We start from the raw sequence: 20,207 nt of genomic DNA, 5'->3' as shown, positions 1-20,207 counted from the left end.
GGGGGCCGGCGGGGGGGGGCTCCCCCTTGTGGGGGCGGCCGGGGGGATCGCCGCGGCCCCCCCACCACCCGCCGGACAGACCCCAGAGCGGGGCACCCCGGGCCGGGGTGCCCCGCTCACGTATGCGCGACAGCCGCTTCCTTTCTGTACCTACTAGTATGTACAGTACGGGCATGAGCACTCCGGACCGTCTGATCGAAGCCACCCGGGAACTCCTGTGGGAGCGCGGTTACGTGGGCATGAGCCCCAAGGCCATCCAGCAGCACGCCGGAGTGGGCCAGGGCAGCATGTACCACCACTTCACCGGCAAACCGGATCTGGCCCGCACCGCCATCCGCCGCACGGCCGACGAGCTGCGGGAGGCCGCGGACCTGGTACTCGACGCGCCCGGATCGGCGTACGAGCGGATCTCGGCCTATCTGCTGCGGGAGCGCGACGTGTTGCGCGGCTGCCCGGTGGGGCGGCTGACCATGGACCCGGACATCATCGCGAGCGACGAGCTGCGGGAGCCGGTGGACGAGACCCTCGCCTGGCTGCGCGACAGGCTCGCCGGCATCGTCCGCGAGGGCGTCGACCGGGGGGAGTTCGCCTCCGGCCTGGTGCCCGAGGACATCGCCGCCTCGATCGTCGCGACGGTGCAGGGCGGCTACGTGCTGGCCCGCGCCTCGGGTTCGACGGACGCCTTCGACGCGGGCGTACGGGGGCTGCTCGGCCTGCTCGCCCCGCCCGCCTGACCCATCGACCGCTTCAGGAGCAACCGCACATGCGCATCACCAGGAACCGCCCCGACACCGAGCGGGGCCCCTCCGCACACTTCAACGGCACGGTGTGGCTCGACGAGATCGCCGCCCCCGAACCGCCCTCCCGGCTGCGGATGTTCAGCGTGCACTTCGCACCGGGCGGCCACACCTCGTGGCACACCCACCCGCACGGCCAGGTCCTCCACGTCACCGAGGGCGAGGGCCTCGTGCAGCGCAGGGGCGGCCCGGTCGAGACGATCCGGGCCGGCGACACTGTATGGATCGAGCCGGACGAGTGGCACTGGCACGGGGCGTCCCCACGCACGTTCATGACCCATCTCGCCGTGGTCGAGGCTGCCGAGGACGGCTCCACCATCCACTGGCACACCGACGCCGCCGTCGCCGGCTACCCGGCGTCCTGAGGGGGCCTTCGATGCATGCCATGCAGTACGAGATCACCCTGCCCGCCGATCACGACATGGGCGTCATCCGCCACCGGGTGGCGACCAGGGGCCATCTCCTGGACGACTTCCCCGGGCTCGGGCTCAAGGCGTACCTGATGCGCGAGCGGGGCGAGGACTCGCCGGTCAACCAGTACGCGCCGTTCTACCTGTGGACCCGGCCCGAGGGCATGAACGCGTTCCTCTGGGGCTCGGGATTCCAGGGCGTGGTCCGGGACTTCGGGCGCCCCGTGGTGCAGCACTGGACCGGGCTCTCGTACGAGGAGGGGCCCGCTTCGTCCGCGCTCCCCCGCTCGGCGACCCGCCACCGCTCGCCCGTACCGGCGTCGCTCTCCCCGGCGGACGCGGTGGAAGCGGCGCTGGAGGAGAGCCGCCGGCTCGCGCGGTCGCCGGGCGCCGTGGCCTCCGCGCTGGCGGCCGATCCGCGCCACTGGGAGCTCCTGCACTTCACGCTCTGGGACCACGACGCCCCGGCCGCGCCCGGCGAGCGTTTCCAGGTGCTCCACCTCAGCCGCCCCGAGCAGGACCTGATCGCGAAGGGGCGCCAGTGGTAGCCGCCGTCCGTACCGTCCTCGGTGACATCGCACCCGGGGAACTGGGTGTCTGCGACGCCCACGACCACCTCTTCCTGCGCAGTCCGGTGCTGCCCGGGCAGGAGCTGGACGATCCGGGCTCGGCGGCCGACCGGCTCCGCGCCTTCCACGCGCTGGGCGGCCGGGCCGTCGTGCAGTGGACGCCGCACGGCATGGGGCGCGGGGCCGGCGCTCTGGCCGCACTGTCCCGGGCGACGGGCACGCACGTGGTCGCCGCCACGGGGCTGCACCAGGCGGCGCACTACCCGCCGGAGCTGCTGGACCGGATCAGGGACCGCCTCGCCGCGCTCTTCGTCGCCGAACTCACCGAGGGCATCGGCGCCACCGGGGTGCGGGCAGGCCTGATCAAGGTGGCCGGCGCCTTCCACACGCTCGACGCGCACGCCCGGCTCACCATGACCGCGGCGGCCCGGGCCCATCACCGCACGGGGGCGCCGATCGCCGTCCACCTGGAGCTGGGCACGGCCGCGCTCGACGTCCTGGAGCTGCTGTGCGGGGAGCTGGGCGTCCCGCCGCACCGGGTCATCCTCGGGCACCTCGGCCGGTCCCCGGACGGGGCGGTGCAGCGGGAGGCGGCGCGGGCGGGCGCCTTCCTGGCGTTCGACGGGCCGTCGCGGGCCAATCACGCGACGGACTGGCGGCTGCCGGACGAGCTGGCGGAGCTGGCCGGGGCGGGGTTCACCGGGCAGTTGCTGCTGGGCGGTGACACGACGGTCCCGGAGACGCCCGGCATGCCGTACCTGCTGCGCCGGCTGCGGCCCCGCCTCGAGGAGGCGCTGGGGCCCGAGGTCATGGAGGCGGTGCTGGTGGCGAATCCGGCGCGGGCGTTCGCGTTCGAGGCGCCGGTGCCGGACGTGGCGTCGCGGGGCGTCTGAGCCCGGCGGGAGCTCTCAGGCCAGCGCCACCAGGGGGTCGTCCAGGACCGGCTGCCAGGCCAGTTCCGCCGCACCGACCAGGCTGTTGTGGTCCAGGGTGCAGGGCAGGATCGGCACGCTCCCGCTGCGGCCCCAGAGGCTGCGGTCGGCCACGACCGCCCGCAGCCGTTCCGGGTCGGCGTCGAGCAGGGCGCGGTGCAGCCCGCCGAGGATGATCCGGTCCGGGTTGAGGATGTTGACGAGACCGGCGAGCCCCAGTCCGAGCCGGTCGATCAGCTCCTCGGCGGCGGTGCGCACGGCCGGGTCCCCGTACTCGTGGCGCAGCAGGTCCCCGGACTGCTTGAGGAGCGACTCCTCGGGGCCCGGCGTGCGCCCGGCGGCGGTGAGGAAGGCGAGCGGGTCCGTCTCGACGTCCAGGCAGCCGCGCCCCCCGCAATGGCAGGGGCGGCCCTCGGCGTTGACGGTGAGGTGGCCGACCTCCAGGGCGAGCCCCGAACTCCCGGTGTGCAGGCGGCCGTCGAGAACCAGCGCCCCGCCCACGCCCCGGTGCCCGGTGGCGACGCACAGCAGGTGCTGGGCCTCGCGACCGGCGCCGTGCCGGTGTTCGGCGAGCGCGGCGAGGTTGACGTCGTTGCCGGTGAACGCCGGTCCCTCGATGCCCGCTTCGCGTACGCAGGTGGCGAAGATCTCGCGGACCGGGGCCCCGGCGGGCCAGGCGATGTGGAGCGGGTTGAGGGCGGTGCCCTCCGGCTCGGCGACCGCCGACGGCACGGCGAGCCCGGCGCCGACGCACCGCAGTCCGCTCTCCCGCAGCAGCCGTGCGCAGTGGTCCACGACCTCGCCGATGACCTGGGCGGGGTCGGCGGTGATGGTGACGCTGCCGGGGGCGGTCGCGACGAGCCGGCCGCCGAGGCCGACGAGCGCGGCCCGGAAGCCGTCCGCGTGCACCTGGGCGGCGACGGCGACCGGGCCGGACTCCCGTACGGCCAGCCGGTGCGAGGGCCGGCCCTGCGAACCGGCCGCCGAACCGGGGCTGGAGTCGACCCGGATGAGGCCGAGGGCTTCCAGCTCGGCGGCGACCGCGCCCGCCGTCGCGCGGGTGACCCCCAGCTCGGAGGTGAGGACCGCACGCGTGGGCGCGCGTCCGGTGTGGACCAGTTCCAGGGCGGGTCCGAGCGCGCTGCGGCCCCTCTCCAACTTCGTCCGGGTGGTGGTCGCCTTGCCGTTCATGGGGGCGAGTCTCCCATGATCCGGAGGTTCCTTTGACGCCGTGGTGGCCGACTTGCCCCGGGTGACGAGCCCTCGCGCACTCCGGAACCAAGCGCTTCGGGCCGGGCGGTGCATCCGTCTTGCACCGGCCGCCGGGCCACCCCTATGCTGAGTTTGTGCCGCAACTAAACAAACTGCGGACGGCACTCCCGGGGGGACCTGGCGGCAACACCGCCCCGCTCTCGTCGGCCCGTCTCCGTACCGCGCTGACCGTGTTCTTCGCCCTCGACGGTTTCCTCTTCGCCGGCTGGGTGGTCCGCATCCCGGCCATCAAGCACCAGACCGGCGCCTCGGCCGCCACCCTCGGCCTCGCACTCCTCGGCGTCTCCGCCGGGGCTGTGGTCACCATGACGCTCACCGGCCGGCTCTGCCGCCGGTTCGGCAGCCACGCGGTGACCGTGGTCTGCGCCGTTCTCCTCTCCCTCAGCATCGCACTGCCCGCCCGGACGCACTCGGCTTTGTCGCTGGGGCTCGTACTCCTGCTCTTCGGTGCCGCGTACGGCGGGGCGAACGTCGCGATGAACAGCGCGGCGGTGGACCTGGTCGCCGCCCTGCGCCGCCCCGTGATGCCCAGCTTCCACGCCGCGTTCAGTCTCGGCGGGATGCTCGGCGCGGGGCTCGGCGGGCTCGTCGCGGGCGGCCTCTCGCCCTCCGTCCACCTCTCCCTCCTGACCGGGACCGGACTGGTCGTCACCGCGCTCGCGGGACCGGTCCTCCTGCGGCACCCGGCGCCCGTGGCCCCGGAGCAGGCAGACGCCCCGCCCGCCGGCCGGTCCGCGCAGCCAGTGTCCGGGCGGGCGCGCAGGGTGGTGCTGCTGTTCGGCCTGATCGCGCTCTGCACCGCGTACGGTGAGGGCGCGCTGGCCGACTGGGGCGCCCTCCACCTGGAACAGGACCTGCACGCCCGCCCCGGAGTGGCCGCCGCCGGATACTCGCTGTTCGCACTGGCCATGACGGCGGGACGACTCAGCGGCACCGCCCTCCTCGAACGGCTCGGGCAGACCCGCACGCTGGTGGCGGGCGGCGCCACGGCCGCCGCCGGGATGCTCCTGGGCGCGCTCGCCCCGACGGCCTGGCTGGCCCTGCTCGGCTTCGCGGTCACCGGGATCGGCCTCGCCAACATCTTCCCGGTGGCGGTCGGCCGGGCCGGCGAACTGGCCGGACCCGGCGGGGTCGCGGCGGCCTCGACGCTCGGGTACGGCGGCATGCTGCTCGGGCCGCCCGCGATCGGGTTCCTGGCCGACTGGTTCTCGCTGCCGGTGGCCCTGACCACGGTGGCGGTGCTGGCCGGTGCGGCGGCGGCCCTGGGCTACGGCGCCCGCAAGGCGGCGCACGTCTGACCTTCATCGCCCACGAGGACGCCCCGTTCGCCGGTGTCCGGCTGTTCCTGCCGGCGGCGCCGACCGTCTTCGCGTTCCTGCTCGGCAGTTCGGCGGCCGGGGCGGAGTCCTTCGGCCCCGCCTGGTTCATGTACCTGGCGCTGACGGTAACCGTGCTGGTGCAGTCGCCGGCGCTGGCCCGTTTCGTACAGCTGGTACGCGGCGCCGCCCGCCGGAACCGCACGATCCGCCCCGAGGGCGCCTGACCGTACCGCCCTCCGGGGCCCCGCCCGGGTGGCACAATCCGGCCATGGAGATCACGGAACACATAGCGGCCCTGGCCGCCGAGGGCCGCCTGCTGGCGGATGCGGCGGGCGAGGCGGGCACCGGGGCCCCGGTGCCGACCTGTCCCGACTGGCGGGTGCGCGATCTGCTCAGGCACACCGCGATGGTGCACGCCTGGGCCGCCGCCTTCGTACGCGAGGGGCACACCTCGTACGTCCCCGACGGCGGCGAACCGGAGCTGGACGGACCGGAACTGCTGGCCCGCTTCCGCGAAGGACACCGGCTCCTGGTGGACGCGCTGGAGAACGCGCCGCAGGACGTGGAGTGCTGGTCGTTCCTCCCCGCGCCCTCACCGCTCGCCTTCTGGGCCCGCCGCCAGGCCCATGAGACGACGATCCACCGGGTGGACGCCGAGTCCGCGCGCGGCGGCGGCCTCTCCCCCGTCGCTCCCGCCCTCGCGCTGGACGGCATCGACGAACTGCTGCGCGGAATGCACGCCCGCCCCAAGAGCCGGGTGCGCACCGGGACCCCGCGCACGCTGCGGGTCCGGGCGACCGACACGGACACGGTGTGGACCGTACGGCTGTCCGCCGAGCCGCCGTCGGCGGTGCGCGAGGAGGGACCGGCCGCGGCATCCGCCGTGGACTGCGAGCTGAGCGCGCCGGCCGGGACGCTCTACCTGGCCCTGTGGAACCGGCTCCCGCTCTCCGCCCTCACGGTGGCGGGCGACGAGGGGTTGGCCAGGCTCTGGCGCGAGAACTCCTCGATCACCTGGTCCTGACGCCGTACCGGCTCAGCCGCGCCGGCCCAGGAGGCCCACCGTGCGGGCCAGTTCCGTGACCGCCTGGCGGAAGAAGACCTCGCGGGCCTCCACCACCCGATTGAACTGGCCGAACACCTCGAAGGAAATCAGCCCGAACAGCTGCGCCCAGGCCGCGACGAGCGGGGCGGCCACCGCCGGAGCCAGCCCCGGGGCCACGTCCGCGGCGAGCCGTTCGGCCTCCGGGCGCAGCTCGTCCGGGAGCGGCGCAAGCGCCAGGCCCTCGTCGCGGCGGGCCTCCTCCACGATGGCGATGAGCACCATGCCGACGCGTGCCGCAGGGCCGACGGTGTCCTGCGGAGCCGAGTAACCGGGCACGGGCGAGCCGTAGATGAGCGCGTACTCGTGGGGGTGGGCCAGCGCCCAGTCGCGTACGGCGCAGCCGACGGCGACCCAGCGGGTGAGACCGGTGGCGGGGGCGCCGGGCTCCGCGTCGGCGGCGCGGTGGGCACGCTCGGCGGCCTCGCCGACCGCGTCGTACGCGTCGACGATGAGAGCGGTCAGCAGGTCGTCCCGGCTGGGGAAGTAGCGGTAGAGGGCCGAGGAGACCATGCCCAGTTCGCGCGCCACGGCGCGCAGCGACAGCTTTGCCGCACCCTCGGCGGCGAGCTGTTTCCTCGCCTCGTCCTTGATGGCGGCGGTGACCTCGATACGGGCCCGTTCCCTGGCTCCCCGGATAGCGCTCATGGGCCTCAGTCTGCCACGCGTACAGAGCAGCGACCAATAACGAGAGCAGTGCTCTTGCTTTTGAACAGCGCTTCCGTGCACACTGATCTCAAGCGAGAGCACCGCTCTCGGAAACGCTCTTCTCCACCGTGGGGGTCACACGCCATGTCTCCGTCGCAGACGCAGCCGTACTACCTGCAGGGCAGCCCGCTCAACGTCCGCTTCAACAGCCTCGTCGGCTGGCTCGCGCGCCACGGGATCAGCCTGCTCGGCTCGCAGGAGCTGTCGGTGCGGGGCCGCAAGAGCGGCCGGATGCAGCGCGTCCCGGTCAACCCGCACACCTACGAGGGTGTGCGGTACCTGGTCTCCGCCCGCGGCCACTCGCAGTGGGTGCGCAACATGCGGGCGGCGGGCGGCGGGGAGCTGCGCCGCGGCCGTCGGACGCGGGCCTTCTCGGCGGTGGAGATCGCGGACGACGCGCACAAGGCGGCCGTCCTCCGCACCTACCTGGAGCGGTGGGGCTGGGAGGTCGACCAGTACTTCCAGGGCGTCACGGCGAAGTCCACCGACGCCGAGATCCTGGCAGCCTGCCCGGACCACCCCGTCTTCAGGATCGCCGACGCGGGCTGACGCACCGGACGGCGCGTCAGCCCTTGAAATCCCGCGTTCTAGCGGTCCATCGCCGAGAGCGCCCGCTGGGCCAGCGGGTGCGAACGGACCAGCTCGGCCAGCGAGGTCGTGCCACGCGTGATACCCGCGAACGCGTTCCACGCCGGGCGGAAGCCCGTCAGAACGGCGTGCAGCAGGCCCGGGCGCCGCTCGAACAGCTTCAGCATGCGCCGGCCCACGCTCATCTCGACGCCGAGTCCGGCCTTGATGGCAAAGGCGTAGTTGAGCGCCTGGCGGCGGGCGTCCACCGCGTCGTGCGCCTCGGCGACGCGCACCGCCCACTCACCGGCGAGCCGTCCCGAGCGCAGCGCGAAGGAAATGCCCTCGCGGGTCCACGGCTCCAGCAGCCCGGCCGCGTCACCGCACACCAGCACCCGGCCGCGCGAGAGCGGCGAGTCCTCGCTGCGGCAGCGCGTGAGGTGGCCCGAGGAGATCCTGGGCTCGAATCCGGCGAGGCCGAGCCGCGCGACGAAGTCCTCCAGATACCGCTTGGTGCCGGCGCCGTCGCCGCGCGCGGAGATCACGCCGACCGTCAGGGTGTCGCCCTTGGGGAAGACCCAGCCGTAACTGCCGGGCATCGGGCCCCAGTCGATGAGGACGCGGCCCGCCCAGTCCTCCGCGACGGTGGGCGGCACGGGGATCTCCGACTCCAGGCCGAGGTCGACCTGGTCGAGCTTCACCCCGACATGCGCTCCTATCCGCCCGGCACTGCCGTCGGCCCCGACCACCGCCCGGGCCAGGACGGTCTCGCCGCCGGACAGCACGACCGCGACCGTGCGCCGGTCGGGCACCGCGGCGCCGTGCTGCTCCACCCGTGAGACGGTCGCGCCGGTGCGCAGTTCGGCACCGGCCTTCTGCGCCTGCTCGACGAGCCCCGCGTCGAACTCGGGGCGGTTGATGAGGCCGAAGAGCATCCGCTTGGAGCGGCGGGTGCGCGCCAGCCTGCCGTTGAGCGAGAAGGTGACCGCGTGGATCCGGTCCCGCAGAGGCAGTTCGAACCCGGGCGGCAGCGCGTCGCGCGAGTACCCGATGATGCCGCCGCCGCACGTCTTGTAACGGGGCAGCTCCGCCTTCTCCAGGAGCAGTACCTTACGGCCGGCGACGGCCGCCGCGTATGCCGCGGAGGCTCCCGCCGGTCCGGCGCCGACTACGACGACGTCCCACACGGACGACTCTTCGTGCTCATGTCCGGCGTCTGCGTTCTCGCTGCTCACGATGTGCTTCTGCTCCCGATCCGACCAGTGGCCCAAGCTGCTCACGGCATCCTACGGCGCGTTCTGTCCGAGAACCGCTGTGGGAGGATCGCCCGAGTCTCCGACGTACCCGCGACGCCGCACTCCAGGCGGGCGAGTGACCGGAAACGTACACATAACGTCGCACCCACCAGGAGCGTGCCCCATGACCGGCCATCCGATTTCCGAGACCGTCGCCTCACTGATGCCCCGCGCCAAGGCGGAGCTGACCGAGCTGGTGGCCTTCCAGTCGGTGGCGGACCCCGCGGTCTATCCGAAGAGCGAGTGCGAGGGCGCCGCCGAGTGGGTCGCCGCCGCGCTGCGCACCGAGGGCTTCCAGGACGTGGCCCTGCTCGACACCCCGGACGGCACCCAGTCCGTCTACGGCTTCCTGCCCGGTCCTGCGGGCGCTCCGACCGTGCTGCTCTACGCGCATTACGACGTACAGCCGCCGCTGGACGAGGCCGCCTGGATCTCCCCGCCGTTCGAGCTGACGGAGCGTGACGGGCGCTGGTTCGGCCGGGGGACGGCCGACTGCAAGGGCGGCTTCATCATGCATCTCCTCGCGCTGCGCGCCCTGAAGGCGGACGGCGGGGTCCCCGTCTCGGTCAAGGTGATCGTGGAGGGTTCGGAGGAGCAGGGCACCGGCGGTCTGGAGCGGTACGCCGAGGCGCACCCCGGACTGCTGGCGGCCGACACCATCGTGATCGGTGACACGGGCAACTTCCGGGTGGGGCTGCCGACGGTCACCTCGACGCTGCGCGGCATGACGATGCTGCGGGTCCAGCTGGACACGTTGGAGGGCAACCTCCACTCCGGCCAGTTCGGCGGTGCCGCGCCCGACGCGCTCGCCGCGATGATCCAGCTGCTCGCGTCACTGCGCGCCGAGGACGGCTCGACCACGGTCGACGGCCTGACCGCGGACGAGGAGTGGGACGGCCTCCAGTATCCGGAGGAGGAGTTCCGCAAGGACGCCAAGGTCCTCGACGGGGTCGGGCTCATCGGCACCGGCACGGTCGCCGACCGGATCTGGGCGCGGCCCGCCGTCACCGTGATCGGCATCGACTGCCCGGCCGTGATCGGCGCGACGCCCTCCGTGCAGGCGAGCGCCCGTGCGCAGATCAGCCTGCGGGTGCCGCCGGGCCAGGACGCGGGGCAGGCCACGAAGCTCCTGACCGCGCACCTTCTCGCGCACGCCCCGTGGGGTGCGAAGGTCTCGGTCGAGCAGGTCGGCCAGGGACAGCCGTTCCGCGCGGACGTCGCGAGCCCGGCGTACACCGCGATGGCCGACGCCATGCGGATCGCGTACCCGGGCCAGGAGATGCAGTCCTCCGGCATGGGCGGCTCGATCCCGCTGTGCAACACGCTGGCCGGGCTCTACCCGGAGGCGGAGATCCTGCTGATCGGGCTCAGCGAGCCGGAGGCGCAGATCCACGCGGTGAACGAGAGCGTGTCGCCCGACGAGCTGGAGCGGCTGTCCGTCGCCGAGGCCCTGTTCCTGCGCAACTACGCGGAGTCGAAGGCGGTCTGAGCCCTCGCCGGGACCGGCGGCGGCTACGCGTTGAGCGAAGCTCGCCGAGAGCGTAGATCCATGCGGTGGCCGTCCGCCGCCGCTTACGTTCGCCGCATGGATCTCGTGGAAGTGCTTCCCCGGTTGCACATGTTCCGCTTCCCGATCGGCCAGGCGTACCTCTGGCGCGACGGGACGGAGCTGACCCTGATCGACGCGGGCGACGTGAACGCGGCGCCCGCCATCGAGGACGCGGTGCGCGGCCTCGGCCACGACCCCGCCGACATCGCCCGGATCGTCATCACCCACGGCCACCGGGACCACTACGGCGCCGCCCAGGAGCTGGCCGACCGCCACGGTGCCGAGATTCTGGCGCACCGGCTGGACGCGCCGGTGATCCGCGGCGAGGAGAAGGTCGGGGAGCCGGTGCTCCTGGACTGGGAACGCCCGCTGTACGAGCACGCGCTGACCGTTCCCCCGGCGCCTGCGACCCGGGTCGACAGCGAACTGTCCGACGGGGCGGTGCTGCCGTTCGGAGGCGGGGCGCGGGTGGTCCACTCCCCCGGGCACACGCCCGGCTCCATCGGTGTGCATCTTCCCCGGCACGGCGTGCTGTTCACCGGCGACTGCGTGGCCGGGGTGGGCCGGGTGATGCTGGGCGTCTTCAACATCGACCGGGAGCAGGCCGTGGCCTCGTTCCGGAGGCTGGCCGCGCTGGAGCCGGCCACGGTCTGCTTCGGTCACGGCGACCCGCTCACCGAGGACGCCGCCGCGGTCCTGCGGGCCGCAGGCCCTGTCTGAAGTTCCCCGCCTGCGCACCGACCGCCGCTGCGCCCACGCTCCGCGCGGACGACGGGAAACTTCAGACAGGACCCAGTGCCGCGTCAGCCAAGGTTTGCCCGGTAAGGAGCGGCGTCAGGTGCGTGCTCTCGGCGGGCCGGCCGGAAGCCCTCGTACAGGACGTGCTCGGGCTTCCGGCCGTGCGGCGAGAGGGCGTGCATGGCGTCGCGACACGGCGAACCTCGGCTGACGCGGCCCTAGCCGACCGGGACGCCGGCCTCCAGGTTGAGCACGGCTGAGCGTTCGCGCGCCCGCAGTGCCCAGCACAGCCGCTCGTAGCGGGTGGGCGGCAGCAGGGTGGCCGCCTCCGCCTCGGTGACGAACCGCCAGCCGCGGAGCTCGGAGCCGGGGAGCAGCAGCCGTTCCGCGTCGGCCCGGGGCAGCAGTCCGCCGTCGAAGAGGAGGCGCAGACCTCCGTACCCGGGCGGGTCGGGCGCCTCCCAGTCGATGACGAGCAGCTTGGGCACCCGTTCGAGCTGGATGCCGATCTCCTCGGCGACCTCCCGGATCCCGGCCTGGGCCGGGGCCTCGCCCGCCTCCACGACGCCGCCGGGAAACTCCCAGCCGGGCTTGTACGTGGGGTCGACGAGCAGGAACCGGTCGTGCTCGTCGAAGAGGAGCACCCCGGAGGCGACGGTCTCCGCGGTGGGCTCCGGGGTCTGGACGATCTGGCAGGCGGGGGCCGCGCCGGTGCGCACGGCCTCCGCGATCCGCTCGGCCGTCTCGCGCGGGGTGAGCACGCTGTTGTCGATGGTGTGGGCGTCCCCGGTGATCCAGCCGAGGGCCGATCGGTACGGCTCGATCCGGTCGTACGCCCAGCGGCCGGTCGGGTCCACCCCCTCCGCGTCGCCCGGGTACTGAGCCCGGTGGGCGATGCGGGTGCGCAGGATCGTTTCGTCAGGTGAGAGCAGCACATGACGCACCGGTATGCGCCGGGCGGCGAGGCCGCCGAATATCTCGTCGCGGTACTCCTGCCGTAGGAGGGTCATCGGCACGACGAGGACTCCGCCCAGCTCGGCGAGGAGCGCGGCGGCGGTGTCCACCACCAGGCGCCGCCAGATCGGCAGGTCCTGGAAGTCCGTCACCTCGGCCAGTTTCTTCTGGGGCAGCAGGCTTCCGAGCCCCGTCCCGGTGAGTTCCGGGTCGTACAAGGTGCTGTTCGGGATCAGATCGATCAGTTCACGCGCGGCGCTGGTCTTTCCGGCGCCGAACGCACCGTTGATCCAGACGATCACGGTTCCCCCTCTTCCGTAGCAGCCCCCTGTGGCTTGCCCGCAACACCCTGCCGCGAAAACCCGCCCGAGGCGATGCGTTGCGCGGACGGGACGACGGGGGCCGTGCACGGGCTACGGCGTATCGCCCCGCCAGTCCCACTTGTCCGGCTCGTCCGGGCGCGGCCCGTACTCCGCGCGGCCTCCCGGTCCGTACGCACCGATCTCGGTGACCAGGGCGGAGCCGTCCGCGAGGGCCACCGGTGTCCACCCCGTCACGTCCAGGAGCAGTCCGTCCAGCGGCCCGCCGACCAGTTCGCGGTACTCGCGGCCGGGCCGCGGGCCCGGGTCGGGGTCTTCGTGGTCGGCGCCGTACACCCGCCGTCGCATGATCTCGTCCATGCACGCAGGATCGCACCCGCCACTGACAACGGCGGGCCCGCGCGGACCGTGGCGGGACACCGGCTCCACACGATGGTCACAACTCCATCACTTACGGAGGATTGACCTCCCGCGCGTTCGGCGCCGTGGCTACGGTCGTCCCTCCACGCGCCTTCTGGGGATCCCATGTCGCACAGCCCTTCGCCGCAGACGCCGCCTTGGGGGCCGCCGCCGCAACCGTCCCCGTTCGGTCCGCGGGGTCCGGGCGCACCCGGGGGCGGCGCGCCCCGCTGGGCGAGGAAACGGATCGTCATCCCGGCGGCGGCCGTCCTCTTCCTCATCGGTGCGGGCATGGGCGCCGCGGGCGGGGACTCCGGCGCGGAGGGGACCGAGGCCGCGGCGAAGTCCTCGCCCGCGCCGACCGTCACCGCCACGGTGTCGGTCACGCCCGCGCCGGACCCCGCCGTGACCGAGACGGTCACCGCGAGCCCCGAGGCGGTGCCGACCGTCACGAAGACGAAGACCGTCAGGGTCACCGTCGCGCCGGAGGCCCCCGCCGGGACCTCCGACGACTCCGGTCCGGACGACTCCGGCCCGGACGACTCCGGTTCCGGCGGCGGGGGCTCGGGAGGCGGCGGCTCGGCGTACTACGCCAACTGCACCGCCGTCCGCGCGGCCGGCGCGGCCCCCATCCACCGGGGCGACCCGGGGTACGGCCCGCACCTCGACCGCGACGGGGACGGCGTGGCCTGCGAGTAGGGCGCTTCCGGCCTGTCCGGCGGCACTCCGCCGGACAGGCCCCGTCACCCCTTTCCGGACCCCAGGGTGAGCCCGGCGATGAAGTGCCGCTGGAGCAGCAGGAAGACGACGAGGGTCGGGAGCGCGACGATCACCGAACCGGCGGCGAGCAGGTTGTAGTCCGTGAAGAACTGCCCGCGCAGGTTGTTCAGCGCGGAGGTGATGGGCAGCTTGTCGCCGTCGGAGATGAAGACCAGGGCCCACAGGAAGTCGTTGTACATCCAGGTGAACTGGAGCGTGCCCAGCGCGGCGAGCGCCGGGCGGCACAGCGGCAGGGTGATCCGCCAGAACCGGGTCCACACCCCTGCCCCGTCCACCACGGCCGCCTCCAGGATCTCCGGCGGGAGGGTGCGCATGAAGTTGGCCATGACGAACACGCAGAAGCCGATCTGGAAGCCGATCTGCACGAGGATGACGGCCCAGAAGGAGTCGAACATCGTCATCGAGTCGGACATCCAGTAGGGCAGCGGAATCCGGTTGAAGACGACGTACAGCGGGGTGACGATCACCTGCTGCGGGAGCAGGTTGCCCGCCGCGAAGAGCATCAGCAGGACCAGCCCGCCGCGCAGCTTCAGCCGGGCGAGCGCGAAGGCCACGAACGAGGCGAGGAACAGGGTGATCAGGACGCCCGGCACCGCGATGATCAGGGTGTTGACGAAGTACTTCGTCATGCCGGAGTCGATGAACGCCTGCCGGTAGTAGTCCAGGGAGAGATGGCGTGGCAGCGAGAAGTAGCCGTACTCGGAGGTCTCGTCGTACGGCCGCAGGGACGCGTACACCGCGAGCAGCAGCGGGGCGAGGAAGGCCAGCGAGACCGCCATCAGGAAGGCGTGCACACCGAGTCGCCCGGGGCGGAGCCGGCGGCGGGCCGCGGCAGGGGCGGCCGGGACCGCGCGGGTGGTCTGCGTGGTGGTCATCGGTCTTTCTCCCCTCGGAGCTCCTGGACCAGGTACGTCGCCACGAATCCGAGGGAGACGGTCAGCAGGACGACGGCGATCGCGGAGCCGAAGCCGATGCGGCTGGCCTCGCCGATGATGTTGTCGGTGACGAGCACCGACAGCAGTTCCAGGCCGTTGCGGCCGTGGTTGACCGCGTACACGATGTCGAAGGCGCGCAGCGACTCGATCACGGTGATGACGCCGACGATGACGTTGACCGGCCGCAGGGTCGGGAAGACGACGCGGAAGAAGGTCTGCGCCTCGCTCGCCCCGTCGATCGCCGCCGCCTCCTTGAGCGACTGGTCGACGGCCTTGAGCCCGGCGAGGTAGAGGATCATCACATAGCCGGTGTGGCGCCAGGCAGCGGCCAGCAGGATCATCCAGATGTTGAGGTCCGGATCACCGAGCCAGTCCGTCGGGGTCTCCGTGTCGCCGATGACCGCGTTGAGCGCGCCCTGGTCCCGCGAGAACACGAGCTGGGCGATGAAGCCGACCACCGCGAGCGAGAGCACGACGGGCATGTACAGCGTGGACTGGTAGAACCGGCTGAACCGCACGCCCCGGTCGATCAGCACGGCCAGGAGCAGCCCGAACGGGGTGGCGACGAGGCCGAGGAAGGCGAGCCAGAGCAGATTGTGCCGGGCGGCGGGCCAGAACTGCGGGTAGTTCGTGAACAGGTTCGCGTAGTTCCGGGTCCCGACCCACTCGATGTCGCCGATCCCGTCCCAGCTGGTGAACGAGAGGACGACGGAGGCCAGGGTCGGGCCCCAGACGATGGCGAGGTCGAGCAGGACGGGCAGACCGAGCAGCACACCCAGCACGGCGAGGTCGCGGCGGGTGTACCGCCGCGTGCCCCGTCGCCCGGTGCGCCTCCCCGAGATGAACGGCACGGTGCGTACTCCCGGTTCAGTCCGAGGCGAAGATGGTCTTCTTCTGCCGTTCGATGTCGTTGACCAGGCCGTCCACGTCGTCGGGACTGCTGATGAACTTCTGGATGGCGGGGATCATGACCGTGGACGAGAAGTCCGGGCGGGTGTCCCGGTCGAGGAACTGCGAGATCTGCTTGGCACCCGAGACGAGCGCGACGGCCTTCTTCTGGATCGCGGAGTACCCGGAGGTGTCCGCCTCCTCGCTGACCGCGATGTTGTTGGGGTCGCCCTTGAGGTAGATGTCCTCGGCCTTTCCGGTGGCGAGCCACTTCAGCAGGTCCTTGGCGCTCTCCAGCGTCTTCTTGTTCTTCAGGTTCTTGGACTTCTTGGCGAGCAGGAAGCCGTCGATGGGCGCCTCCACGGCGTCCTGGCCGTGCTCGGGGTTGATCACGGGGAACGGGAAGAAGTCCAGGTCGGCCTGTTCGTCCTTGGGGAACTGCTGCCCGGGGTGCGGCAGGCCGAGCACGGTCATGCCCGCCTCGCGCTTTTGGAGACTGGTGGCGGCCTCCTGCCAGGTACGGCCGTTGGCGCCGGGCTGGCAGTACGGGAGGAGGCGCCGCCAGGTGTCGAAGACCTCCCGGACACGCTTGTCCGTCCAGGCTTCCTCGCCGGCCATGAGGCTCTTGTGGAATTCGTATCCGTTGGTGCGCATGTTGATGTAGTCGAACGTGCCCATGGCGGGCCAGCCGTCCTTGTCGCTGAAGGCGATGGGGTCCAGCTTGTCCTTCTTCATCTGCCTGGCGAGCGCCACGTACTCGTCGAGTGTTTTGGGCACCTGATAACCGCGCTCGCCGAACAGGCTCTTCCGGTGGAAGACGGCCCACGGATAGTAGTAGTACGGGGTGAGGTACTGCTTGCCGTCCTCGCCGGTGGACTGGTCCTTCAGGGCTTCGGAGAATCCCGTGTAGTGCTGCCAGTTGTCGCTGATGTCGTACAGCAGGCCCTTCTTCGCGAAGAACTGCATGCGGTACCCGGCGAACCACATGAAGACGTCGTCGGGCTTGCCCTGGAGATAGCGGTTGATGTTCTCCTGGAAGGTGTTGTGGTCGACGGTGTTGACCTCGACCTTCCGGCCGTCCGACTGCTCGGCGTACGTCTTGAACGCGTCGGCGAACGCCTTTTTGGGAACGGGGTCGGACGCGTTCGATCCGAGGGTGATGGTCTTTCCGTCCCCGCCGGGGCCTTGGCCGCACGCGGTGAGCAGAGCGGGCAGCGTGACCGCACCGGCACCGAGCGCCGCGCCTCGCAGCAGGCTCCGCCGGGACATCCGGTGTCCCGCGACACTGCCGGGCAGATCCGATCTGTTGTACGAGTGTGCCATGACCCCGTCCTCCGGAAGGCAACCGAACACAACCGATCGTGCGCTTGGATCTCACTCCCAACATGGGGCGCAGTCAAGGGTTTTGACGAGATGTAGGTGACAGGGCATTCGCCCTCTTCCAACAGAGTTCAACACGCTCTAACGTATTCGCTCGTCTTGGCGTGCACATGTCGCCACCTGATCCGGCACGAGTACGGAGGAACGTAACGATGCGTCATCTTCCAAGCCGTCCCACCCGAACGAACCGCCACAGAGTCCTGGGAGCCCTGGCCGCGGGCCTCCTGTGTACGGCGGGGGTCGTGGCTCCCGCCGCCGCGCACGCCCCGGCACCGGCGCCGACCGCCGGGCCCCGGGCCGCGAACGGACTGGCCCTCACCCCGCCCATGGGCTTCAACAACTGGAACTCCACGCATTGCCGGGCCGAGTTCAACGAGGCGATGGTCAAGGGAATCGCCGATATCTTCGTGGAGAAGGGGCTGAAGGACGCCGGGTACGAGTATGTCAATCTGGACGACTGCTGGGCGGTTCCGGAGCGCGACGCGGATGGGAAGCTGGTAGCCGATCCGGTGCGCTTTCCGCACGGCATCAAGGCGGCCGCCGACTATGTGCACGCGAAGGGCCTGAAGCTGGGGATCTACACCAGCGCCGGCACCAGGACCTGCGACAGCGTGGGCATCCCCGGCGCGCTCGGCCATGAATTCAGTGACGCCCGGCAGTTCGCCGAATGGGGCGTCGACTATCTCAAGTACGACAACTGCAACAACCAGGGCGTGGACGCGAAGGAGCGTTATACGACGATGCGCGACGCGCTCGTCGCGACCGGCCGGCCCATCGTCTACAGCATCTGCGAATGGGGCCAGAACAAGCCCTGGGAGTGGGCCGCCGAACTGGGCAATCTCTGGCGCACCACGGGCGACATCAACGACAGCTGGGGCAGCATGCTGTCGATCATGAAGCAGAACCTCCCGCTGGCCGCCGCGGCCGGCCCGGGGCACTGGAACGACCCCGACATGCTGGAGGTCGGCAACGGCGGGATGACGGACACCGAGTACCGCACCCACTTCTCGATGTGGTCGGTGATGGCGGCGCCGCTGCTCATCGGCTCCGACCTGCGCACCGCCTCGCAGGAGACGTTCGACATCCTCTCCAACGAGGAGGTCATCGCCGTCGACCAGGACCCCCTGGGCCGGCAGGGCGAGGTGCTCTCCTCCGAGGACGGGCGCTGGGCCGTCGCCAAGGAGATGCAGGACGGCTCGCGGACCGTGGCGCTGTTCAACGAGACCGGCAGCGCGCAGCGGATCTCCACCACGGCCGCCGCGGTGGGCCTGCCGCGCGCCTCCGGGTACACCGTCCGCGACCTGTGGGAGCACACCACCCGCAACACGGCGGGCGCACTCTCGGCGACCGTGCCCGCGCACGGCACCGTGCTGCTGCGCGTCGCCGCCGGCCACCGCTGGGCCGCGCACCCGCCGGCCGTCGAACTCGCCCTGGAGGGCAGCCCGCTGGTCGAGGCGGGCCGCACCACCGCGCTGACGACCGAGGTCACCGACCTGGGCCGCACGCCCGCGCTCACGGTGTCCGCCGCGCTCACCGGCCCGGAGGGCTGGCGGGTCGAATCCGCGTCGGCGACGAGCACCGCGGCGCTGCCCACCGGCCGCGCGCTGGCCACCCGGTGGCGGGTGACGGCCCCCGCCGGAACGGCCCCCGGCGGCTACGACCTGACGCTCACCGCCCGGTACCGCACCCCCGCCGGTGAGCGGATCCGGTCCACCGTCCCGTTCCGGGCCCATGTGGTGGTCCCGCCCCCGGCCGGGGGCGGCTACCTCAGCGACCTGCCGCAGCTCAGCGCCTCCAACGGCTACGGCCCCGTCGAGAAGGACACCAGCAACGGCGAGAGCGCCGCGGGCGACGGCCATCCGCTGACCATCGGCGGCCAGGTGTTCGCCAAGGGGCTCGGCGCGCACGCGGCGAGCAGCGTCGAGTACTACGCGGGCGGCGCGTGCACCGCCGTGACGGCGCAGGTGGGGGTGGACGACGAGAAGGGTGCCAAGGGCAGCGTGACCTTCGAGGTCCGGGCGGACGGCGAGAAGGCCGCCTCGACCGGGATCCTCACCAACGCGATGGCTCCGCAGACCCTCTCGGCGGACGTGACCGGGGCCCAGGTCGTCCGGCTGGTGGTCACGGACGCCGGCGACGGCGTCGACTCGGACCACGCGGACTGGGGGGACCCGCGGATCACCTGCTGAGCGGGTCCGCGAGCGGCCGGGCGGTGGTGGCCAGCGCGGCCGCCGCCGCACCGACCAGGCCCGCGTCGTTGCCCATGACCGCGGGCACCACCGTCAGGTGCTGGACGAAGGAGAGCGTGGCGTACCGGCGCAGCGCCGTACGCAGCGGGGCGAACAGGAGGTCGCCCGCCCCGGCCACCCCGCCGCCGATCACCGCGATGTCGATCTCGACCAGGGTCGCCGTCGCGGCGATCCCCGCGGCCAGGGCCTGCGCGGCGCGTTCGAAGGAGGCCGCGGCGACCGGGTCGCCGGCCCGCGCCGCCGCCGCGACGCCGACCGCGGTCGCGTCGCCGTCCGGGCCGGGCAGCCAGCCGGCGTTCAGCGCGCGGCGCGCGATGTTGGGGCCGCTCGCGATGCGCTCGACGCAGCCGCGCGCCCCGCACGGGCAGAGGTCGCCGTCGAGGTCCACGCTGATGTGCCCGATGTGGCCGGCGTTCCCGCTGGGGCCGGGGTGCAGGGCTCCGCCGAGGACGAGCCCGCCGCCCACACCGGTCGAGACCACCATGCACAGGGCGTTGTCATGACCGCGCGCCGCGCCGAGCCAGTGTTCCGCCGCGGTGATCGCGACGCCGTCGCCGACCAGCGTGACCGGAAGGCCGCCCGTGGCGTCGGCGACCCGCTCGACCAGGGGGAAGCACCGCCAGCCGGGCACGTTGACCGGGCTGACCGTCCCTCCGGCGGCGTCCACCGGGCCCGCGCTGCCGATGCCGACGGCCGTCGCGTCCCCCCAGTGCGGGGACGCGGCCAGATCGGCCAGGACGCCGCCGACCGCCTCCATGACGCGTTCGCCGCTCTCCCGGGCGGGCGTCGGCCGCTGCGCGCGCGCCACGAGCGTGCCGTCCCGGTCCACCAGCGCACCGGCGATCTTGGTGCCCCCGATGTCCAGGGCGGCGACGAGGTCGGTTTGCATCGGTGTGGCTCCGGGGTGTGGACGGGACCTGCGGCTCAGGTGCACAGTGTGCCCAGTCTCCATCCCCTTGACAACGTTGTCCAGGGCCTATGCTCGACGCCACACCCCTCCGGGAGCACGCACGGCAGCCGCCGTGGCCCGCCGGGACCGCCCGA

Annotated in this window: 21 protein-coding genes; 12 read left to right on the top strand and 9 right to left on the bottom strand. The window is 72.4% G+C overall.

What is annotated here, in order from left to right:
* The first annotated feature begins 158 nt into the window (after nt 1–158).
* From ACLQ2N_RS11135 to ACLQ2N_RS11120, 4 genes are read left to right on the top strand one after another with little or no spacing between them, the layout of a single operon-like run.
* A complete protein-coding gene (locus tag ACLQ2N_RS11135; RefSeq protein ID WP_425811596.1) occupies nt 159–734 on the top strand; it encodes a TetR/AcrR family transcriptional regulator in 576 nt (191 codons plus the stop codon).
* 29 nt (nt 735–763) lie between these two features.
* Complete coding sequence (locus ACLQ2N_RS11130; RefSeq protein ID WP_425811594.1) at nt 764–1,162, top strand: (R)-mandelonitrile lyase; 399 nt, start codon at nt 764–766, stop codon at nt 1,160–1,162.
* Nucleotides 1,163–1,173: 11 nt separating this feature from the next.
* The gene (locus tag ACLQ2N_RS11125; protein WP_425811592.1) at nt 1,174–1,755 is read left to right on the top strand and encodes a DUF4865 family protein; all 582 of its coding nucleotides are present in this window, start codon (nt 1,174–1,176) and stop codon (nt 1,753–1,755) included.
* Nucleotides 1,749–2,669, top strand: coding sequence for a phosphotriesterase family protein (locus ACLQ2N_RS11120; protein WP_425811590.1), 921 nt, complete (start codon nt 1,749–1,751; stop codon nt 2,667–2,669). Before ACLQ2N_RS11125 ends, ACLQ2N_RS11120 begins: the two co-directional genes overlap by 7 nt.
* Before the next feature lie 15 nt (nt 2,670–2,684).
* Here the strand turns inward: ACLQ2N_RS11120 and ACLQ2N_RS11115 are convergent, their stop codons facing one another.
* A complete protein-coding gene (locus ACLQ2N_RS11115; protein WP_425811588.1) occupies nt 2,685–3,899 on the bottom strand; it encodes an ROK family protein in 1,215 nt (404 codons plus the stop codon).
* A 155-nt stretch (nt 3,900–4,054) separates the two neighbouring features.
* Between ACLQ2N_RS11115 and ACLQ2N_RS11110 the strand changes: the two genes are divergently transcribed.
* Genes ACLQ2N_RS11110 through ACLQ2N_RS11100 form a run of 3 tightly spaced genes read left to right on the top strand, consistent with a single transcriptional unit; the run spans nt 4,055 to nt 6,323 of the window.
* Nucleotides 4,055–5,278, top strand: a complete 1,224-nt coding sequence (locus ACLQ2N_RS11110; RefSeq protein ID WP_425811586.1) for an MFS transporter — start codon at nt 4,055–4,057, stop codon at nt 5,276–5,278.
* Nucleotides 5,182–5,523, top strand: a complete 342-nt coding sequence (locus ACLQ2N_RS11105) for an SCO4225 family membrane protein (protein WP_425812352.1) — start codon at nt 5,182–5,184, stop codon at nt 5,521–5,523. The genes ACLQ2N_RS11110 and ACLQ2N_RS11105 overlap by 97 nt, the downstream gene beginning before the upstream one ends.
* Before the next feature lie 44 nt (nt 5,524–5,567).
* On the top strand, nt 5,568–6,323 hold the full coding sequence (locus ACLQ2N_RS11100; RefSeq protein WP_425811584.1) for a maleylpyruvate isomerase family mycothiol-dependent enzyme: 756 nt from the start codon (nt 5,568–5,570) through the stop codon (nt 6,321–6,323).
* 12 nt (nt 6,324–6,335) lie between these two features.
* Here ACLQ2N_RS11100 and ACLQ2N_RS11095 read toward each other — a convergent pair whose 3' ends face one another.
* Nucleotides 6,336–7,049, bottom strand: a complete 714-nt coding sequence (locus ACLQ2N_RS11095; protein WP_425811582.1) for a TetR/AcrR family transcriptional regulator — start codon at nt 7,047–7,049, stop codon at nt 6,336–6,338.
* Nucleotides 7,050–7,193: 144 nt separating this feature from the next.
* Here ACLQ2N_RS11095 and ACLQ2N_RS11090 point away from each other — a divergent pair, with 144 nt between their 5' ends.
* Nucleotides 7,194–7,658: a nitroreductase/quinone reductase family protein gene (locus ACLQ2N_RS11090; protein ID WP_425811580.1), complete on the top strand. Its 465-nt coding sequence runs from the start codon at nt 7,194–7,196 to the stop codon at nt 7,656–7,658.
* 38 nt (nt 7,659–7,696) lie between these two features.
* On the opposite strand, the gene ACLQ2N_RS11085 is transcribed toward ACLQ2N_RS11090, so the two are convergent.
* Nucleotides 7,697–8,911, bottom strand: coding sequence for a geranylgeranyl reductase family protein (locus tag ACLQ2N_RS11085; RefSeq protein ID WP_383300891.1), 1,215 nt, complete (start codon nt 8,909–8,911; stop codon nt 7,697–7,699).
* Nucleotides 8,912–9,095: 184 nt separating this feature from the next.
* Between ACLQ2N_RS11085 and ACLQ2N_RS11080 the strand changes: the two genes are divergently transcribed.
* Together ACLQ2N_RS11080 and ACLQ2N_RS11075 are read left to right on the top strand one after the other, a co-directional pair.
* Nucleotides 9,096–10,460, top strand: coding sequence for a dipeptidase (locus ACLQ2N_RS11080; protein WP_425811578.1), 1,365 nt, complete (start codon nt 9,096–9,098; stop codon nt 10,458–10,460).
* Nucleotides 10,461–10,556: 96 nt separating this feature from the next.
* A complete protein-coding gene (locus ACLQ2N_RS11075) occupies nt 10,557–11,240 on the top strand; it encodes an MBL fold metallo-hydrolase (RefSeq protein WP_425811576.1) in 684 nt (227 codons plus the stop codon).
* Nucleotides 11,241–11,476: 236 nt separating this feature from the next.
* Here ACLQ2N_RS11075 and ACLQ2N_RS11070 read toward each other — a convergent pair whose 3' ends face one another.
* Nucleotides 11,477–12,514, bottom strand: coding sequence for an NUDIX domain-containing protein (locus tag ACLQ2N_RS11070; protein ID WP_425811574.1), 1,038 nt, complete (start codon nt 12,512–12,514; stop codon nt 11,477–11,479).
* Nucleotides 12,515–12,625: 111 nt separating this feature from the next.
* The gene (locus ACLQ2N_RS11065) at nt 12,626–12,892 is read right to left on the bottom strand and encodes a hypothetical protein (protein ID WP_143625684.1); all 267 of its coding nucleotides are present in this window, start codon (nt 12,890–12,892) and stop codon (nt 12,626–12,628) included.
* 165 nt (nt 12,893–13,057) lie between these two features.
* Between ACLQ2N_RS11065 and ACLQ2N_RS11060 the strand changes: the two genes are divergently transcribed.
* Entirely contained in the window at nt 13,058–13,630 is a 573-nt protein-coding gene (locus ACLQ2N_RS11060; RefSeq protein WP_425811572.1) for an excalibur calcium-binding domain-containing protein, read from the top strand.
* Nucleotides 13,631–13,674: 44 nt separating this feature from the next.
* On the opposite strand, the gene ACLQ2N_RS11055 is transcribed toward ACLQ2N_RS11060, so the two are convergent.
* Genes ACLQ2N_RS11055 through ACLQ2N_RS11045 form a run of 3 tightly spaced genes read right to left on the bottom strand, consistent with a single transcriptional unit; the run spans nt 13,675 to nt 16,803 of the window.
* Entirely contained in the window at nt 13,675–14,586 is a 912-nt protein-coding gene (locus tag ACLQ2N_RS11055; protein WP_425811570.1) for a carbohydrate ABC transporter permease, read from the bottom strand.
* Complete coding sequence (locus tag ACLQ2N_RS11050) at nt 14,583–15,497, bottom strand: carbohydrate ABC transporter permease (protein ID WP_425811568.1); 915 nt, start codon at nt 15,495–15,497, stop codon at nt 14,583–14,585. The genes ACLQ2N_RS11055 and ACLQ2N_RS11050 overlap by 4 nt, the downstream gene beginning before the upstream one ends.
* 16 nt (nt 15,498–15,513) lie before the next feature.
* The gene (locus tag ACLQ2N_RS11045) at nt 15,514–16,803 is read right to left on the bottom strand and encodes an ABC transporter substrate-binding protein (RefSeq protein ID WP_425812350.1); all 1,290 of its coding nucleotides are present in this window, start codon (nt 16,801–16,803) and stop codon (nt 15,514–15,516) included.
* 263 nt (nt 16,804–17,066) lie between these two features.
* Here ACLQ2N_RS11045 and ACLQ2N_RS11040 point away from each other — a divergent pair, with 263 nt between their 5' ends.
* Nucleotides 17,067–19,103, top strand: a complete 2,037-nt coding sequence (locus ACLQ2N_RS11040; protein WP_425811566.1) for an NPCBM/NEW2 domain-containing protein — start codon at nt 17,067–17,069, stop codon at nt 19,101–19,103.
* On the opposite strand, the gene ACLQ2N_RS11035 is transcribed toward ACLQ2N_RS11040, so the two are convergent.
* Nucleotides 19,093–20,052 carry an ROK family protein gene (locus ACLQ2N_RS11035; RefSeq protein ID WP_425811564.1) on the bottom strand — a complete coding sequence of 320 codons (960 nt, stop codon included), beginning with the start codon at nt 20,050–20,052 and terminating at the stop codon, nt 19,093–19,095. The two genes, ACLQ2N_RS11040 and ACLQ2N_RS11035, sit on opposite strands and share 11 nt — an antisense overlap.
* Nucleotides 20,053–20,207 lie beyond the last annotated feature (155 nt).

This window comes from Streptomyces sp. DT224 (assembly GCF_049844595.1).
Lineage (GTDB): Bacteria > Actinomycetota > Actinomycetes > Streptomycetales > Streptomycetaceae > Streptomyces.
Note: the sequence above shows the minus strand (reverse complement) of the source record. Positions and strands in the feature narration are given on the sequence as shown.

Excerpts from the sequence above, each read along its gene's own strand:
- ACLQ2N_RS11135 (WP_425811596.1), top strand. The coding sequence starts at position 159 with ATGTACAGTACGGGCATGAGCACTCCGGACCGTCTGATCGAAGCCACC.
- ACLQ2N_RS11130 (WP_425811594.1), top strand. The coding sequence starts at position 764 with ATGCGCATCACCAGGAACCGCCCCGACACCGAGCGGGGCCCCTCCGCA.
- ACLQ2N_RS11125 (WP_425811592.1), top strand. The coding sequence starts at position 1,174 with ATGCATGCCATGCAGTACGAGATCACCCTGCCCGCCGATCACGACATG.
- ACLQ2N_RS11115 (WP_425811588.1), bottom strand. The coding sequence starts at position 3,899 with ATGAACGGCAAGGCGACCACCACCCGGACGAAGTTGGAGAGGGGCCGC.
- ACLQ2N_RS11100 (WP_425811584.1), top strand. The coding sequence starts at position 5,568 with ATGGAGATCACGGAACACATAGCGGCCCTGGCCGCCGAGGGCCGCCTG.
- ACLQ2N_RS11095 (WP_425811582.1), bottom strand. The coding sequence starts at position 7,049 with ATGAGCGCTATCCGGGGAGCCAGGGAACGGGCCCGTATCGAGGTCACC.
- ACLQ2N_RS11090 (WP_425811580.1), top strand. The coding sequence starts at position 7,194 with ATGTCTCCGTCGCAGACGCAGCCGTACTACCTGCAGGGCAGCCCGCTC.
- ACLQ2N_RS11080 (WP_425811578.1), top strand. The coding sequence starts at position 9,096 with ATGACCGGCCATCCGATTTCCGAGACCGTCGCCTCACTGATGCCCCGC.
- ACLQ2N_RS11075 (WP_425811576.1), top strand. The coding sequence starts at position 10,557 with ATGGATCTCGTGGAAGTGCTTCCCCGGTTGCACATGTTCCGCTTCCCG.
- ACLQ2N_RS11065 (WP_143625684.1), bottom strand. The coding sequence starts at position 12,892 with ATGGACGAGATCATGCGACGGCGGGTGTACGGCGCCGACCACGAAGAC.
- ACLQ2N_RS11060 (WP_425811572.1), top strand. The coding sequence starts at position 13,058 with ATGTCGCACAGCCCTTCGCCGCAGACGCCGCCTTGGGGGCCGCCGCCG.
- ACLQ2N_RS11055 (WP_425811570.1), bottom strand. The coding sequence starts at position 14,586 with ATGACCACCACGCAGACCACCCGCGCGGTCCCGGCCGCCCCTGCCGCG.
- ACLQ2N_RS11045 (WP_425812350.1), bottom strand. The coding sequence starts at position 16,803 with ATGTCCCGGCGGAGCCTGCTGCGAGGCGCGGCGCTCGGTGCCGGTGCG.
- ACLQ2N_RS11040 (WP_425811566.1), top strand. The coding sequence starts at position 17,067 with ATGCGTCATCTTCCAAGCCGTCCCACCCGAACGAACCGCCACAGAGTC.
- ACLQ2N_RS11035 (WP_425811564.1), bottom strand. The coding sequence starts at position 20,052 with ATGCAAACCGACCTCGTCGCCGCCCTGGACATCGGGGGCACCAAGATC.